This window comes from Pseudomonas sp. GW821-FHT02B10, from assembly GCF_059421865.1.
In genome coordinates this window covers 237839-252255 of the sequence record NZ_JBWKVU010000005.1, presented here as the reverse complement: position 1 = coordinate 252255, position 14417 = coordinate 237839, and the positions used below count along the sequence as shown (strand labels likewise).

The 14417-nt window shown below is 63.3% G+C and carries 15 protein-coding genes; 10 read left to right on the top strand and 5 right to left on the bottom strand.

All coding sequences use genetic code 11. The features are described 5' to 3' along the window. Positions 1–240 precede the first annotated feature (240 nt). Complete coding sequence (locus AC07VU_RS13895; RefSeq protein ID WP_007921951.1) at positions 241–1095, top strand: D-hexose-6-phosphate mutarotase; 855 nt, start codon at positions 241–243, stop codon at positions 1093–1095. Positions 1096–1207: 112 nt separating this feature from the next. On the opposite strand, the gene AC07VU_RS13890 is transcribed toward AC07VU_RS13895, so the two are convergent. Beyond that, positions 1208–2068: a MurR/RpiR family transcriptional regulator gene (locus AC07VU_RS13890; RefSeq protein ID WP_169914959.1), complete on the bottom strand. Its 861-nt coding sequence runs from the start codon at positions 2066–2068 to the stop codon at positions 1208–1210. A 209-nt stretch (positions 2069–2277) separates the two neighbouring features. Here AC07VU_RS13890 and zwf point away from each other — a divergent pair, with 209 nt between their 5' ends. The 3 genes from zwf to AC07VU_RS13875 are packed head-to-tail and all read left to right on the top strand — an operon-like array spanning position 2278 to position 5130. Further along, positions 2278–3747 (top strand): glucose-6-phosphate dehydrogenase, encoded by a 1470-nt coding sequence (gene zwf / locus AC07VU_RS13885; RefSeq protein WP_007921955.1) that lies wholly within the window; start codon positions 2278–2280, stop codon positions 3745–3747. Beyond that, complete coding sequence (gene pgl, locus AC07VU_RS13880) at positions 3734–4447, top strand: 6-phosphogluconolactonase (RefSeq protein WP_495030040.1); 714 nt, start codon at positions 3734–3736, stop codon at positions 4445–4447. The genes zwf and pgl overlap by 14 nt, the downstream gene beginning before the upstream one ends. Before the next feature lie 17 nt (positions 4448–4464). After that, the gene (locus tag AC07VU_RS13875; RefSeq protein WP_007921959.1) at positions 4465–5130 is read left to right on the top strand and encodes a bifunctional 4-hydroxy-2-oxoglutarate aldolase/2-dehydro-3-deoxy-phosphogluconate aldolase; all 666 of its coding nucleotides are present in this window, start codon (positions 4465–4467) and stop codon (positions 5128–5130) included. 287 nt (positions 5131–5417) lie between these two features. On the opposite strand, the gene AC07VU_RS13870 is transcribed toward AC07VU_RS13875, so the two are convergent. Together AC07VU_RS13870 and AC07VU_RS13865 are read right to left on the bottom strand one after the other, a co-directional pair. Further along, a complete protein-coding gene (locus AC07VU_RS13870; protein ID WP_495030039.1) occupies positions 5418–6605 on the bottom strand; it encodes an aminotransferase class V-fold PLP-dependent enzyme in 1188 nt (395 codons plus the stop codon). Between the two features lie 10 nt (positions 6606–6615). Then, on the bottom strand, positions 6616–6852 hold the full coding sequence (locus tag AC07VU_RS13865) for a DUF3820 family protein (protein WP_007925076.1): 237 nt from the start codon (positions 6850–6852) through the stop codon (positions 6616–6618). A gap of 29 nt (positions 6853–6881) precedes the next feature. Between AC07VU_RS13865 and AC07VU_RS13860 the strand changes: the two genes are divergently transcribed. The 5 genes from AC07VU_RS13860 to AC07VU_RS13840 all read left to right on the top strand — a co-directional run bounded on the left by AC07VU_RS13860 (position 6882) and on the right by AC07VU_RS13840 (position 10736). Further along, the gene (locus AC07VU_RS13860; protein ID WP_277589461.1) at positions 6882–7064 is read left to right on the top strand and encodes a hypothetical protein; all 183 of its coding nucleotides are present in this window, start codon (positions 6882–6884) and stop codon (positions 7062–7064) included. Beyond that, positions 7057–7524: a ferritin-like domain-containing protein gene (locus AC07VU_RS13855; RefSeq protein WP_277589460.1), complete on the top strand. Its 468-nt coding sequence runs from the start codon at positions 7057–7059 to the stop codon at positions 7522–7524. Before AC07VU_RS13860 ends, AC07VU_RS13855 begins: the two co-directional genes overlap by 8 nt. Before the next feature lie 156 nt (positions 7525–7680). Next, on the top strand, positions 7681–9669 hold the full coding sequence (locus AC07VU_RS13850) for an FUSC family protein (protein ID WP_087090320.1): 1989 nt from the start codon (positions 7681–7683) through the stop codon (positions 9667–9669). Further along, the gene (locus tag AC07VU_RS13845) at positions 9656–9862 is read left to right on the top strand and encodes a DUF1656 domain-containing protein (protein ID WP_007925079.1); all 207 of its coding nucleotides are present in this window, start codon (positions 9656–9658) and stop codon (positions 9860–9862) included. Before AC07VU_RS13850 ends, AC07VU_RS13845 begins: the two co-directional genes overlap by 14 nt. 10 nt (positions 9863–9872) lie before the next feature. Continuing rightward, positions 9873–10736, top strand: coding sequence for an efflux RND transporter periplasmic adaptor subunit (locus AC07VU_RS13840; protein WP_053262350.1), 864 nt, complete (start codon positions 9873–9875; stop codon positions 10734–10736). A gap of 56 nt (positions 10737–10792) precedes the next feature. On the opposite strand, the gene AC07VU_RS13835 is transcribed toward AC07VU_RS13840, so the two are convergent. After that, entirely contained in the window at positions 10793–11263 is a 471-nt protein-coding gene (locus AC07VU_RS13835) for a MaoC family dehydratase (protein WP_007925083.1), read from the bottom strand. Positions 11264–11315: 52 nt separating this feature from the next. Continuing rightward, entirely contained in the window at positions 11316–12260 is a 945-nt protein-coding gene (locus AC07VU_RS13830) for an alpha/beta hydrolase (protein WP_495030038.1), read from the bottom strand. Between the two features lie 224 nt (positions 12261–12484). On the opposite strand from AC07VU_RS13830, the gene fadD2 reads away from it, so the two are divergent. Continuing rightward, on the top strand, positions 12485–14173 hold the full coding sequence (gene fadD2 / locus AC07VU_RS13825; RefSeq protein WP_495030037.1) for a long-chain-fatty-acid--CoA ligase FadD2: 1689 nt from the start codon (positions 12485–12487) through the stop codon (positions 14171–14173). Positions 14174–14417 lie beyond the last annotated feature (244 nt).

Below are 14417 nucleotides of genomic sequence, written 5' to 3'. Positions count from 1 at the left end.
GTTGCGATAAGCTCCTCCTCTATGTGCGCATTTTTGCGGATGGCCCAGGCTATCCGCTTTTTTTTGCGGGACAATTCGCCCCCTGTAGCCGCTGCGCAGGCTGCGATCGGCCGGAACGGCCGTAGCGTTCTCAAGATCGCTAAAGGCCTGCGGCCTTATCGCAGCCTGCGGCAGCGGCTACAGGAGCTTGCGCATCAATGATGAATATCAGGACAGCAATGATCTTCAGGACCGTGGCCCATGCATGAGCATCCGCTGCAACGCTTTTTCAAATCCTTGCGCGAGCGCCCGACCTTCGCCTGGGAGCGCTATCAGATGCGCGATGTGCTGGTGATCGACCATCCACTGTGCCAGGCGGTGTTCAGTCGCCAGGGCGCGCAGCTCCTGCACTTTCAGCCGACCGGACAGAAGCCCTGGCTGTGGTGCGCGGCGAAGTGGCCGCAGGTCGGGGCGATCCGTGGCGGGGTGCCGGTGTGCTGGCCCTGGTACGGCCGTCACCCGAGCGAAAACGCCTGGCCGTCCCATGGCTGGGCCCGGCTGATCGACTGGAAGCTGCTCGACAGCCGCAGCGATGACGAGGGCGTGTACCTGCACTGGCAGTTGCAGCTGTGTGACTGGCAGGTCGACCTGCACGCGCACCTGGGCGAAAGCCTGGACCTGCGCCTGAGCACCGAGCACCAGGACAGCCTGCCGTGCCAGCTGAGCCAGGCTTTGCACGCCTACTGGCGTATTGGTGACGTCGGTGAGGTAGCGCTGTCTGGGCTTGATGGTGCCGAGGGTTACGACCAGTTGAGCCGCCAGGCGTGCCGGCAAACAGGCGAGCTACGGGTTGACGGCGGCTGCCAGCGGGTGTTCCAGCACGAGGGCGAATTGCAGCTCAAGGATCACGCCTGGCAGCGCGAATTGCGCATCGACACCGGCGACACCGCCGACACCGTGGTCTGGCATCCGGGCAGCCGGCCACTGCTGGGGGTGAGCTGGAACGAGGTGTCCGGGTTCGTCTGCGTCGAGGCGGCGGCGGGCGGCACCGACAGCCTGTGCCTGGCGCCGGGGGAGCGGGCGCATCTGAGCCTGCAGGCGCGAGCGGGGGCGTAGTGGCGGGTTGGCGGTGTGGCTGCTGCCGTCATCGCGGGCAAGCCTCGCTCCTACAGTTCGATGCGTTTCTGTAGGAGCGCCCCACGATGAGGCCGGAGCGGCCAGGCGAAACTCAGTTGTACTCGTCGCCCACCGGATAGCGGCTGGCGTTGAGGCTTTCCTTGATCTTGCGCAGGTGCGGCTGGAAGTCCACGCCGCGGCGCAGGGTCATGCCGGTGGCGAGGACGTCGAGCACGGTGAGCTGGATGATCCGCGAGGTCATCGGCATGTAGATGTCGGTGTCTTCCGGCAGCGGGATGTTCAGGCTCAGGGTGCTGGCCTTGGCCAGTGGCGAGCCGGCGGCGGTCAGGCCGAGTACCGAGGCGCCGTTTTCCCGGGCGATGCGCGCCACTTCCACCAGTTCGCGGGTGCGTCCGGTGTAGGAGATGATCACGAACAGCTCGCCAGTGTGCGCCACCGAGGCGATCATCCGCTGCATCAGCACATCGGCATGGGCGGTCACCGCCAGGTTGAAGCGGAAGAACTTGTGCTGGGCATCGAGGGCCACCGGGGCCGAGGCGCCGAGGCCGAAGAAGTGGATCTGCCGGGCCTGGATCAGCAGGTCGACGGCGCGGCTGATCAGGTTCGGGTCCAGGGCCTGGCAGGCGCTGTCCAGGGAGGCGATGGCGCTGCCGAAGATTTTCTGGGTGTAGGCTTCGGGGTTGTCGTCGGCTTCCACCGCGCGGCTGACGTAGGCTGCGCCGCTGGCCAGGCTCTGGGCCAGTTGCAGCTTGAGTTCGGGGTAGCCGCTGACGCCGAACGAGCGGCAGAAACGGTTGACCGTCGGCTCGCTGACCGAAGCGGCCTGGGCGAGGGCAGCAATACTGAAGCGGGTCGCCTGCTGTGGGTTGAGCAGGATGACTTCGGCGACTTTACGTTCCGCCTTGTTCAATTCTTCAAGGCGATTCTGGATCTGTTCCAGAAGATTTCGCACGCGGTCCATTAGGGTTTTCCTGGTTCGGCAATGCAAAGGAAGCCGGTCTTAACCGGTCTTTGGCGGTGGCCTATCCTACTGATGGCTCCGACGGACCACCACTTCGAATCTATATTTTGCTAAAATGTTGTAGTTATTACTACATTTTCCCTTGAGTGATGCCTTGAAAAAAGGTATTTGTAGCTTAACTTGATAAAAGAACAAACATCATGCCTTCGATAACGGTTGAACCGTGCACCTTTGCCTTGTTCGGCGCGCTGGGCGATCTGGCGCTTCGCAAATTGTTTCCTGCCCTCTACCAACTCGATGGCGCCGGCCTGCTGCATGACGACACGCGCATTCTGGCCCTGGCCCGCGAGCCGGGCAGCGAACAGCAGCACCTGTCTTTCATTGAAGCGCAATTGCGCAAGTATGTAGGTGCCAAGGAGATCGACGCGGCAGTGCTGGAGCGCTTCCTGGCGCGCCTGACCTACCTGCACGTGGACTTCCTCAAGGCCGAGGATTACCAGGCCCTGGCCGAGCTGGCCGGGCGCGAGCAACGCCTGATCGCCTATTTCGCCACACCGGCGGCGGTGTACGGGGCGATCTGCGAGAACCTGTCGAAGGCCGGCCTGGCGGAAAACACCCGCGTGGTGCTGGAAAAGCCCATCGGTTCGGACCTGGAGTCGTCGCGCAAGGTCAACGACGCGGTGGCGCAGTTCTTCCCGGAGAACCGCATCTATCGCATCGACCACTACCTGGGCAAGGAGACGGTGCAGAACCTGATCGCCCTGCGTTTCGCCAACAGCTTGTTCGAGACCCAGTGGAACCAGAACTACATCTCCCACGTGGAAATCACCGTGGCCGAGAAGGTCGGCATCGAAGGCCGCTGGGGTTACTTCGACAAGGCCGGCCAGCTGCGGGACATGATCCAGAACCACCTGCTGCAACTGCTCTGCCTGATCGCCATGGACCCGCCCGCCGACCTCTCGGCCGACAGCATCCGTGACGAGAAGGTCAAGGTGCTCAAGGCCCTGGCGCCGATCAGCCCGGAAGGCCTGACCACCCAGGTGGTGCGTGGCCAGTACATCGCCGGGCACAGCGAAGGCAAGGCCGTGCCGGGGTATCTGGAGGAAGAGAATTCCAACACCCAGAGCGACACCGAAACCTTCGTCGCCCTGCGGGCCGATATCCGCAACTGGCGCTGGGCCGGGGTGCCGTTCTACCTGCGTACCGGCAAGCGCATGCCGCAGAAGCTGTCGCAGATCGTCATTCACTTCAAGGAGCCGTCGCACTACATCTTCGCCCCTGAGCAGCGCCTGCAGATCAGCAACAAGCTGATCATCCGCCTGCAGCCGGACGAAGGTATCTCCCTGCGGGTGATGACCAAGGAACAAGGCCTGGACAAGGGCATGCAACTGCGCAGCGGCCCGTTGCAGCTGAATTTTTCCGATACCTATCGCAGCGCGCGGATTCCCGATGCCTACGAGCGGTTGTTGCTGGAAGTGATGCGCGGCAATCAGAACCTGTTTGTCCGCAAAGATGAAATCGAAGCCGCGTGGAAGTGGTGCGACCAGTTGATCGCCGGTTGGAAGAAATCCGGCGATGCGCCCAAGCCGTATGCGGCCGGGTCGTGGGGGCCGATGAGCTCCATCGCACTGATCACGCGGGACGGGAGGTCGTGGTATGGCGATATCTAAATTGAAACTGCCCGCGGGCGTGCACGCCCACGAGTTCCATAGCCCGGCGCTGTTGGCCGAAGGCCTGGCGCTGAAGGTGGCCGGGCAACTGAGCCAGGCGATCCAGGTGCGCGGCGAAGCCACGCTGGTGGTGTCCGGCGGGCGCAGCCCGGTGGCGTTTTTCCAGCACCTGGCCAAGCAGCACCTGGACTGGTCCAAGGTGTTGATCACCCTGGCGGACGAGCGCTGGGTCCCGGTCGAACATGCCGACAGCAACGCCGGCCTGCTCAAGCGCTACCTGCTGCAAGGGCCGGCGGCCAAGGCGAAGTTCCTCAGCCTGTACAACGCCGCGGCGAACCTCGAACAGGCCGCGGAGCAGGCCGATCGTCTGCTGGCCGAGTTGTCGGCCATCGACGTGCTGATCCTGGGCATGGGCGACGACGGTCACACCGCCTCGCTGTTCCCCAACAGCCCGAACCTGACCGAAGCCCTGCGGGCCGACGGCCAGCGACGCTGCTGGCCGATGCTGGCGCCGAGCGTGCCGCATCAGCGCCTGAGCATGAGCCGCGCCTTGCTGGCCTCGGCCACCTACAGCGTGCTGTCGATTTCCGGTCAATCCAAATTGACCACCCTGAGTGCCGCACTGGCCGGTGACAATGTCGCCGCGATGCCGATTCGTGCCTTCCTGCAACCTCCGTTAGAGATTTACTGGTGCCCATGAGCCAAGGATCAGCCGCTATGACAATCCCACAACCGACCGTTTCCATGGCGGACAAAGTTGCCCTGATCGACAGCCTCTGCGCCAAGGCGCGGATTCTGCCGGTGATCACCATCGCCCGCGAACAGGACGTGTTGCCCCTGGCCGACGCCCTGGCCGCCGGTGGCCTGACCGCGCTGGAAGTGACCTTGCGCTCGCAGTTCGGCCTCAAGGCCATCCAGATCCTGCGCGAGCAGCGTCCGGAGCTGGTGACCGGCGCCGGTACCGTGCTCGATCGCCAGATGCTGGCCGCCGCCGAAGCCGCCGGTTCGCAGTTCATCGTCACCCCGGGCATTACCCGCGACCTGCTGGAAGCCAGCGTCGCCAGCCCGATCCCGCTGTTGCCGGGGATCAGCAATGCCTCCGGGATCATGGAGGGTTACAGCCTGGGCTATCGCCGCTTCAAGCTGTTCCCGGCGGAAGTCAGCGGCGGCGTGGCTGCGATCAAGGCCCTGGGCGGTCCGTTCGGCGAGGTGAAGTTCTGCCCGACCGGCGGTGTCGGCCCGGCCAATATCAAGAGCTACATGGCGTTGAAGAACGTGATGTGCGTCGGCGGTAGCTGGATGCTCGATCCCGAGTGGATCAAGAACGGCGACTGGGCGCGGATCCAGGAGTGCACGGCAGAGGCCCTGGCGCTGCTGGACTGACAGCTTTCCTGCTTTTTTCAAAGATTCGTTGGTGTGTTCTACGGCTTTACGGTGCGCTTGGTCGGTGCACCGTTTTTTTTTGCCCGGAGAAAAGTTGCCTGGCGACGCTGGGGGCTTCTGTAGGAGCGCAGCTTGTTCGCGATGACGCCGGGGCGGACAACGCGATCTGAATGGTCGCTACTGTCTGTAGCCGCTGCCGCAGGCTGCGATCGGCCGAAAGGCCGTAGCGTCATCTGGATCGCAGAAGGTCCTTCGGACCTGTCGCAGCCTGCGGCAGCGGCTACAGGTTACTGGGCCGCCAGTTCGGTCAATGCCTCGACCAGCATCTGGATATCCGCGCTCGGCGTGGTAAAGCCCGGTGTCACCCGGATACAGGGCCCGCACCGCGAACCGCTGCGCGCCACGGTGAACAGGTTGTATTCCTGGAGCAGCCGCTCGGCCATCGCCTGCTGGTCCGGCTGGCGGGTGAAGCGAAACGAGGTGATGCCGCAATACAGCCGTGGATCGTCCGGGGTCATGACTTCAATGCCGGGCAGGTCGCGCACCTGGCTCACCCACAGGTCGCGCAGGTAATTCAGGCGTGCGCCCTTGAGGGCCGAGCCGCCCATGCCGCGGTGCTCCTCGAACACCCGGGGCAAGGTCAGCCAGGCCGGAATGTTTGGCGTGCCATAAGGTGCCCGTGAGCGGATATCGTCCAGGGCATAACGTTGCTCGCCCATGTCCGGATCGATATCGGCCAGGCGTTGCGGGTCGATATAGACAAAACCCAGGCTCAGCGGCGCGCCAATCCATTTCTGCAGGTTATAGCCGGCGAACGCCACGCCCAGTTCACTGAGCTCGAAATCGACCTGGGCCAGGGCGTGGGCGCCGTCGAGGATGACGTCGATTCCCCGTTCGCGGGCATCCAGGGCGATGGCCTGGACCGGCAGCACCAGCCCGGTGCGGTGGGTGACGTGGGTCAGGGCCATCAGTTTCAGCCGAGGGTAGCGCTCGAAGGCCTCGCGGTAGCTGGCCAGCAGGCTGTCGAAACTCGCCGGATGAGTATGCTCGATCTCGATGACCTCGACCCCGCGATGGCGCGCCAGCCAGCGCATGGCGCCCTTGACGCTGTCGTATTCCAGGTCGCTGAGCAGCACCTGATCGCCCGGCTGGAGGCGGTTGTAGTTGCGAATCAGCGATTGCAGCGCCTCCGAAGCGCTGCGGGTGAGGGCGATGGCCTGGCGATCGACGCCAACCAGCTCGGCCAATTGCTGTCGAATCTGCAAATTGCCGATCTGTTCGAAATGCTGGCGCACATGCACCGAGTTGCTGCGGTTCACGAAGTCGATCTGGCGCTGGTATTCCTCGACCACGGCGCGGCTCATGCGCCCGAAATAGCCGTTTTCCAGGTTGATCGGCCCGGGTTCGACGTCATATCGGCGGGCAATCGCCAGCCAGTAATCTTCGTCGCGGGCGAGTTGGGCATTACATGGCATGGCGGTCTTCTTAATGACGGGGTTTGGGTTTGCCGTGTTTGGCGCGCAGCGGGTCCAGTAGATCGGAAAGGCCGTTGTGATCGATTTCCTGCATCAATGCCAACAGGCCGCCCAGCTCGCCGTGGGGGAAACCTTCGCGGGCGAACCAGTTCAGGTAGGGGCCGGGCAGGTCGGCGAGGATGCGGCCCTTGTATTTGCCGTAGGGCATTTCGCGGGTGACCAGAAGTTCAAGTTTTTCGGGATTCATGGCGGCTGTCTGTTGAGGTGACGAACACCTTGGAAAATACAGGCATTCTGCATGCAGGCCAAATGACAGATCATGCAAATAACGCGGATACAGAAAGCGGTAAAAAATTTAACTATTTGAAAAATAATGGGAAATTTTCATTTCAGGACTGGCATGCAGGGTGCAACACCTATGACAACTCCCTCAACCTGGAAGGAATGAAAAATGACTGACATCAACAAAGAAGCGATTTCGATCCTCAACGACCTGATCGAAACCAGTAAGGACGGTCAGGAGGGGTTCAAGACCTGCGCAGAAGACATCAAGCATCCTGAGCTCAAAGCGCTGTTCGTCAAGCGCTCCGCCGATTGCGCCACCGCCGCGGCCGAATTGCAGGCCAGCGTGCGTTCCATGGGCGGCGATCCGCAGACCTCCACCAGCGTCAGTGGCGACCTGCACCGTCGTTGGGTCGACCTCAAGTCCCTTGTGACCGGCAAGGACGAAGAAGCGGTGCTCAACGAGGCCGAGCGCGGTGAAGACCATGCGCTGAAAGCCTACAGAAACGCGCTGGAGAAAATCAGCAAACACAACCTGGTCGGCATTCGTGACCTGGTGGAGCGTCAGTACCATGGCGTACAGCGCAACCACGATCAGGTCAAAGCCTTGCGCAACCAGGCCCGCGCCCGTTCATAACGGGTCAAACCTGTCAAAAACGCCAGCTTGCCTGGCGTTTTTTTGTGGCTTGAAATTAATGCTGGACGACTGATAGTTAGCTAGCTAATAATTTGCGGGCGTCATCTCTCGCTCCAGTGCATCTATCGTTGTTTTGTCCTTCCCAGGGTTCTTTCCGTGCGTATCACTTTGCAGGCGTTGTTCGCCCCCAATCTTGCGGCCGTGCAGTTCGCGATCAAGACCGTGTTCGGTGCCGGGCTGGCGTTGTGGCTGGCCATGCGTTGGGGCCTGCAGCAGCCGTCCTGGGCCCTGATGACGGCGATCATCGTCGCCCAGCCGCTGTCCGGGATGGTCCTGCAAAAGGGCATGGCACGGCTGGTGGGGACTTTGGTGGGAACCTGCATGTCGGTGCTGTTCATGGGGCTGTTCGCCCAGACACCGTGGCTGTTCCTGCTGGCCCTGGCGCTGTGGCTGGGGCTGTGCACCGCCAGTTCGACCCTGCTGCGCAGCGCCTGGTCCTATTCCTTCGTGCTGGCCGGCTACACCGTGGCGATCATCGCCTTGCCGGCGATCTCCCATCCGTTGTCGATCTTCGACCAGGCCGTGGCGCGCTGCACGGAAATTTCCCTGGGCATTATCTGCGCCACCGCCAGCAGTGCCTTGCTCTGGCCGATGCGGGTCGAGCGGCAGTTGACCGCCCAGGCGCGCAGCGCCTGGCAAAGCGGGATGCAGGCGGCGCGGGCGACCCTGGCCGGCGATGCCCTGGCGCGCAAGGGCCTGCTGGAAATCCTCGGGCGCATCGTCGCCGTGGACTCCCAGCGCGAACATGCCTGGTTCGAAGGGCCGTCGGGGCGGCAGCGGGCGCGGGCGATCAGTGGCCTGAGCCAGAAGCTGCTGATGCTGCTGCGGATCTCCCGTTCGGTACGCCGGCAATGGAAGCAATTGGACCAGGCCGAGGCGCAGCAACTGGCGCCGTGGATGGAGCAAGTGCAGCAAGCCCTGGCGGCCATGGACAAACCGACCTTGCAGGCGTTGCGACCGCAGTTGCTGGACGCTTCCCATGACTCGGCGATCAGCTCGGCGCAAAGCTATTGCCTGGCCCGTTTCACCCTGTTGCTGGATACAGCCCTGGCCGCCGGCGAGGCGCTGCGGGCGGTGGAGGAGGGCAAGGCGCCGGTGGAGCAGCCCGCCACCCTGAGCCCCCATCGCGATCTGTCGCTGGCGCTGCTGTTTGGCGCGCGCAGCGCCCTGGCTTTCCTCACCGTGGCCTGCTTCTGGCTGGCCACGGCCTGGCCAGCGGCCTCCGGGGCGATGCTGCTGACCTGCGTGGTGTGCGGCCTGTTCGCCAGTCGCGAAAACGGCGCGCAGATCGGCATGAGTTTCATGCGCGGCATCTTCCTGGCGATTCCGGCGGCCTTCATGGTCGGGCAGATCCTGCTGCCGCAGTGGAGCAGTTTCGCCCTGCTGGCGATGGCCATGGGCGTGCCGTTGTTTTTCGGCGCGCTGGGTATGGCCAAACCGCAGATCGGCGCCACGGCCACCTCGTTCTGCCTGCACTTCGTGGTGCTGATTTCACCGCAGAACCAGATGACGTTCGACGTGGCGAATTTCTTCAACAGCGCCCAGGCGATGGTGCTCGGCGTAGGCGCCGCGGTGTTGGCGTTTCACCTGCTGATCCTGCGCGACCCAGCCTGGCATGGGCGGCGCCTGCTGGCGGCGACCCTGCAGGATCTGGTGCGCTTGACCCGGCGCAATCTGCGCGGCGCGGAAAGCTGGTTCGGCGGGCGCATGGCCGATCGCCTGCTGCAACTGGCGCGGCATTACCCGGAATTGCCGGAACAGGCGCGCAGCCGCTGGGACGATGGCCTGCTGGGCCTGGATATCGGCGATGAACTGATGCATTTGCGGTTGAGCCTGGCGGTAGCCCAGGTGCCCGCGGATGCTTCGCAGCGAAGTTATTTCGAGCATCTGGAACAGGTGCTGGAACAAGGGCCGGCCGCCGGTCGCGGCGATGCGCTGGCCGACGCCAGCACGGTCTTGCTCGAGGCCCTGGGCAGCCAACCGCCGAGCGATGCGTTGAAGCTGGCCCAGGGCGCGGTGGTGCAGTTGCAGAAGAGCTGGCGCACCTGGTGCCGGCAGCAGGAGGAAAACCATGGGGCTGCGTGAGTGGTCGCTGGGCGGAGTGTTGCTCAGCCCGTTTCTGATTTATGTGGTGCTGGCGCTGGTGCTGACCGGGGTGTTGCGCATGCTGTTACGCGCAACGCCACTGGGGCGCTGGATCTGGCACGAAGCACTGTTCGATGTGGCCTTGTACGTCTGCGTCCTGACGTTGGTCACTGTCGTACTCGGACCTTTATAAGGAGTTGTTCATGCGTGCCTCCGTGCGTATCGCTTTTACTTTGTGCCTGGTGGCTGCGGCGCTGTTTGCCGGCTTTCATTTGTGGCAGTACTACATGCTCACGCCCTGGACCCGGGATGCGCGGATTCGCGCCGACGTGGTGATAGTCGCCCCCGATGTGTCGGGCTGGGTGCGTGAACTCAAGGCCTACGACAACCAGGCGGTGAAGGCCGGCGACCTGTTGCTGAGCATCGACCGCGACCGCTTCGAGGCGGCGCTGGAAAAGGCCCAGGCGGTGGTGCAGACCCGCCAGCAGCAACTCAGCCTGAAAGAGCACGAAGCCAGCCGCCGGGCCAGCTTAGGCCCACAGGCGATCAGCGCCGAGCTGCGGGAAAACGCGCAGATCAATGCCGGGGTGGCCCGTGGCGAGCTGCGCCAGGCCCAGGCCGACGCCAAGGTCGCCGAACTCAACCTGGCGCGCAGCCAGGTCCGCGCACCGCGCAGTGGGCACATCACCAACCTGCGCCTGGCCGAAGGCAACTATGTGAACGCCGGGCAATCGGTGATGGCCCTGATCGACGATTCGACTTTCTACGTGCAGGCCTATTTCGAGGAAACCAAACTGCCGCGGATCAAGGTCGGCGACCCGGTCAAGGTGTGGCTGATGAGTGCTGGAGAAGCCTTGCAGGGGCATGTGGAAAGCATCAGCCGCGGCATCACCGACCGCAACGCCACGCCGGACGGGCAACTGCTGGCGGAGGTGGAACCGACCTTCAACTGGGTGCGCCTGGCGCAGCGGATTCCAGTGCGCATCAGGCTCGACAAGGTGCCCGAAGGCGTCAACCTGAGCGCCGGGATGACGGCGAGCGTGCAGGTGGAGGAGGGGGGGCGCTAATCCCGCCTGTAGCCGCTGCCGAGCCTGCGAGGCTGCGCCAGCGGCTACAGGGCGGTTCAGCCGATATTGATGGCCGGCAAGGTCGGCAGGGTGACGGTCTGCTGTTTGCGTGGGGCGAGGATTTCGGCTTCGCCGTCCACCACCAGCTCATCGCGCTGGTTGAACACGCGGGTGGCGATACGCACGCGGAACTTCGGCAGTTTTTCGAGGATTTCCAGGCGCACGGTCAGGGTGTCGCCGATCTTCACTGGCTTCTGGAAGCTCATCTGCTGGCCGATATAGATGGTGCCCGGCCCAGGCAGCTCGCAGGCCACCGCGGCGCTGATCAGCGCACCGCTGAACATGCCGTGGGCGATACGCTCCTTGAACATGCTGGCGGCGGCGAATTCGGCGTCCAGGTGCACCGGGTTGTGGTCGCCGGACATGGCGGCGAACAGCTGGATGTCACGCTCTTCCACATGCTTGCTGTAGCTGGCGGTCTGGCCGACTTCGAGGGCTTCGTACGGGGTGTTGGTAACCTGGGTCATCTCTCTCAAGTCCTGTGCTGAGCGTTGATTGGTATATCGATTTGAAACAGGGTCATTCAGTCTTCGGCGGTCGGCGATGCCGCAGGGCCTGGTCGAGCCAGGCCAGTACATCGGCAGTCACTTCGTCGCGGTTGCTTTCATTGAACAATTCGTGCCGCGCCTGCGGGTAGATAGTGAGCTGCAGGCACTGGCTGCCGGCCTCGCGCAGAGCACCGGCCAGATCCTTGAGACGTATGCCATTGCTCACCGGATCACATTCTCCGCCGATCACCAGCAATGGCAGGCCCGGGTCGATCTGGGCCAGGTTGGAGGCCTTGCTGATTTGCTGCAGGCCACCCAGCAGGTCGATCCACAGCTGGTTGCTGCAGCGAAAGCCACAGAGCGGGTCGTGGGCGTATTTGTCGACTTCGTCGGGGTCGCGGCTGAGCCAGTCGAAGGCGGTGCGGTTGGGTTTGAAGGCTTTGTTGAACGAGCCGAAGGACAGCCATTCGATCAACGCGCTGCGTCCCAGGGGGCCCTGGCGCCAGCGTTCGAAGCGGGCGATCTGGCGGGCCGCGCGGTACAGCGCCACCGGCTGGAAATTCGAGCCGCTGAGGATCGCCCCGTCGAGGCTGGCGCTGTGGTGCAGCAGGTAGGCCTGGGCGATGTAGCTGCCCATGCTGTGGCCCAGCAGCACGATCGGGATTCCCGGGTGCTGCTGGCCGATGTGCTGGTTGAGGCTGGCCAGGTCGCCGACCACCTTGCACCAGCCGTCATCGTCGGCCAAGTGCCCGAGTACCCCGTGCTCGGCGGTCTTGCCGTGGCCGCGCAGGTCCAGCGCATAGATCCCGTAGCCTTCATTGCACAGCGCCTGTGCCAGTCTGGCGTAGCGCCCGCTGTGTTCGGCCATGCCGTGGACCAGCAGGATCACGGCCTTGAGCGGGGCCGCCGGGAGCCACTGGTTGACGTAGAGCTGGCTGTGGTCGCTCGCGCTCAGCCAGAAAGAGTGGTGGATCATGGCGATTCCTTTGCACGGGGTCTTTGCACGGGGTCGTTGCATTGTATAGCTCATCGTCGCGGCCCCGTCCGATCCGCGCGCGCCATGGCGGCAAGATTCACGTTATCAATGACGCGCTCGGCCTTGTTTGCCCTATTCCTCATAGCTGCTAACGTCCGCAGAGCCCCGCCTTTCGTAGCGTGAGAGAAGCGGCCCGGACAACTCAGGTAACGAGGACAAGAACAATGCAGCCTGATTTCTGGAATGACAAACGCCCGGCCGGAGTGCCCACCGATATCGATCTGGGTGCCTACAAGTCGGTGATCGAGGTGTTCGAGCGTTCCTGCAAGAAATTCGCCGACCGCCCGGCCTTCAGCAACATGGGCGTGACCATGACCTACGCCGAGCTGGAGCGCTACAGCGCGGCCTTTGCCGGTTATCTGCAGAACAGCACCGACTTGGTGCCGGGTGATCGTATCGCGGTGCAGATGCCCAATGTCCTGCATTACCCGATCGCTGTGTTCGGCGCCTTGCGCGCCGGGCTGATCGTGGTCAACACCAACCCGCTGTACACCACCCGGGAAATGCGCCACCAGTTCAAGGATTCCGGAGCGCGGGCCCTGGTGTACATGAACCTGTTCGGGCAGAAGGTCGAGGAGGTGCTGCCCGATACCGATATCCAGTTCCTGATCGAGGCGAAGATGGGCGACCTGATGCCGTCCGCCAAGGGCTGGCTGGTCAATACCCTGGTCGACAAGGTCAAGAAGATGGTGCCGGCCTATCGCTTGCCCCAGGCCGTTTCCTTCAAGAGCGCGCTGCGCCTGGGCCGTGGCCAGCCGATCAAGCCTTTGAACGCCGGCCTGGACGACGTCGCCGTGCTGCAATACACCGGCGGCACCACGGGGCTGGCCAAGGGCGCGATGCTGACCCACGGTAACCTGGTGGCCAACATGCAGCAGGCCCGTGCCTGCCTCGGGCAACTGGGGCCGGACGGCCATCCGTTGCTGCGCGAAGGCCAGGAGGTGATGATCGCGCCGCTGCCGCTGTACCACATCTATGCCTTCACCGCGAACTGCATGTGCATGATGGTCACCGGCAACCACAACGTGCTGATCACCAACCCGCGGGACATCGGCGGTTTCATCAAGGAGCTGAAGCAGTGGCGCTTCTCGGCGTTGCTGGGGCTGAACACGCTGTTCACCGCGCTGATGGATCATCCCGAGTTCAAGACCCTCGACTTCTCCAATCTCAAGCTCACCAACTCCGGGGGCACGGCGCTGGTCAAGGCCACCGCCGAGCGCTGGACGCAGGTGACCGGTTGCCGCATCACCGAAGGCTACGGCCTGACCGAAACCTCGCCCGTGGCCTGCACCAACCCTTACGGCGACCAGTCGCGCCTGGGCTCGGTGGGCTTGCCGGTGCCGGGCACGACCCTCAAGGTCATCGACGACGAGGGCGTCGAGCAGCCGCTGGGCGAGCGCGGCGAACTGTGCATCAAGGGGCCGCAGATCATGAAAGGCTACTGGCAGAAGCCGGAGGCCACCGAGGAGGTGCTGGATGCCGAGGGCTGGTTCAAGTCCGGCGATATCGCGGTGATAGATCCGGATGGCTTCGTGCGCATCGTCGATCGCAAGAAGGACATGATCATCGTCTCGGGTTTCAACGTGTACCCCAATGAAATCGAGGACGTGGTGATGGCCCACCCGAAAGTCGCCAACTGCGCGGTGATCGGCGTGCCGGACGAGCGTTCGGGGGAGGCGGTGAAGCTGTTCGTGGTGGCCCGCGAGTCAGGGGTCAGCCTCGAAGAGCTGAAGGTCTACTGCAAGGAAAACTTCACCGGCTACAAGGTGCCGAAACACATCGTGTTGCGTGAGTCGTTACCGATGACGCCGGTAGGCAAGATCCTGCGCCGGGAGTTGCGCGACATCGCCTGATGTTCAAACCGATGTGACAACGACGCGCCGTGGCGCAGCTATCGCGAGCACGCCTCGTTTTTACAGGAACCCAGGGTTTCTGTAGGAGCGAAGCTTGCTCGCGATGCTTTTGAAGAGACGAAAAGCCCATTCCAGAGCCTTGCATGGCTAGATAGAATTTTTACTCTAAAAGTGACCATTAAATATTCTTTAGTCACCAAAGTGACTGTTTAGGCCGATTTTGGCTCTAGGCGGCCTTTGGCAA

What these genes read in the sequence shown, in the direction of transcription:
- AC07VU_RS13895 (WP_007921951.1), top strand. Translation starts at nt 241, where the DNA reads ATGCATGAGCATCCGCTGCAACGCTTTTTCAAATCCTTGCGCGAGCGC.
- AC07VU_RS13835 (WP_007925083.1), bottom strand. Translation starts at nt 11,263, where the DNA reads ATGACCCAGGTTACCAACACCCCGTACGAAGCCCTCGAAGTCGGCCAG.
- AC07VU_RS13830 (WP_495030038.1), bottom strand. Translation starts at nt 12,260, where the DNA reads ATGATCCACCACTCTTTCTGGCTGAGCGCGAGCGACCACAGCCAGCTC.
- zwf (WP_007921955.1), top strand. Translation starts at nt 2,278, where the DNA reads ATGCCTTCGATAACGGTTGAACCGTGCACCTTTGCCTTGTTCGGCGCG.
- pgl (WP_495030040.1), top strand. Translation starts at nt 3,734, where the DNA reads ATGGCGATATCTAAATTGAAACTGCCCGCGGGCGTGCACGCCCACGAG.
- fadD2 (WP_495030037.1), top strand. Translation starts at nt 12,485, where the DNA reads ATGCAGCCTGATTTCTGGAATGACAAACGCCCGGCCGGAGTGCCCACC.
- AC07VU_RS13875 (WP_007921959.1), top strand. Translation starts at nt 4,465, where the DNA reads ATGACAATCCCACAACCGACCGTTTCCATGGCGGACAAAGTTGCCCTG.
- AC07VU_RS13855 (WP_277589460.1), top strand. Translation starts at nt 7,057, where the DNA reads ATGACTGACATCAACAAAGAAGCGATTTCGATCCTCAACGACCTGATC.
- AC07VU_RS13865 (WP_007925076.1), bottom strand. Translation starts at nt 6,852, where the DNA reads ATGAATCCCGAAAAACTTGAACTTCTGGTCACCCGCGAAATGCCCTAC.
- AC07VU_RS13840 (WP_053262350.1), top strand. Translation starts at nt 9,873, where the DNA reads ATGCGTGCCTCCGTGCGTATCGCTTTTACTTTGTGCCTGGTGGCTGCG.
- AC07VU_RS13845 (WP_007925079.1), top strand. Translation starts at nt 9,656, where the DNA reads ATGGGGCTGCGTGAGTGGTCGCTGGGCGGAGTGTTGCTCAGCCCGTTT.
- AC07VU_RS13870 (WP_495030039.1), bottom strand. Translation starts at nt 6,605, where the DNA reads ATGCCATGTAATGCCCAACTCGCCCGCGACGAAGATTACTGGCTGGCG.